Source organism: Allobosea sp. TAF32, from assembly GCF_052113585.1.
Classification (GTDB): Bacteria; Pseudomonadota; Alphaproteobacteria; order Rhizobiales; family Beijerinckiaceae; genus Allobosea.
Genome location: NZ_JBFRDM010000042.1, coordinates 1 through 578, shown reverse-complemented (window position 1 = coordinate 578; position 578 = coordinate 1). Strand labels below are relative to the sequence as shown.

The 578-nt window shown below is 67.3% G+C and carries 1 pseudogene; it reads right to left on the bottom strand.

From position 1 onward, the window contains the following. A pseudogene (locus AB4Z16_RS28085) lies at positions 1-578 on the bottom strand (flagellin); the annotation flags it as partial.

Sequence of the window (578 nt, the reverse complement as noted above, 5' to 3'; positions counted from 1 at the left end):
GCGACGAAGCCGATTGCGGTGTTGGCGCCGCCCGTCCCGGCATTGGTGATCGCGCCTGCGCCGTCGACGGCGGAGGAGCCGAAGCCGAACTCCACATCTTCCGAGCCGGTGCCCTTGACGTTGAGCTGGCCCTTCTCGTCGACGAAGGCCGTCGCGACGCCCGACTTGTTGATCTCGTTGACGACGTCACGGACCGTCGCGGTGGCCGAGCTGAAGCTCGCCGTGTAGGTCGTGCTGCCGGACTTGATCGAAATGCCGAGGAAGGTCTGGGTGTCGATGATGCCGGCATCGCCGGAGCTCGTGGCGGTCGCGGCGTCGGCAACAGCGTCGGCGCCGACGATCTTCTTGTCGAGCGCGATGTCCTTCAGGCTCTTGCTGGTCACGGCCGCTTCGGCGGCGGTGGCGAGCGTCGTGCCGGCCTTGGTCGGGCGGTTCTGGGCCGCGTCGGCCTGTGCCTGCTTCACCGTGGACTGGAGCGAGGACACCAGCTTGGTGATGCCGTCGATGCCCTTGGAGGCAGCCTGAATGGTCTGGATGCCGTTCGAGATGCCGTCGAGCAGGCCGGTGAGCTGGCTCGA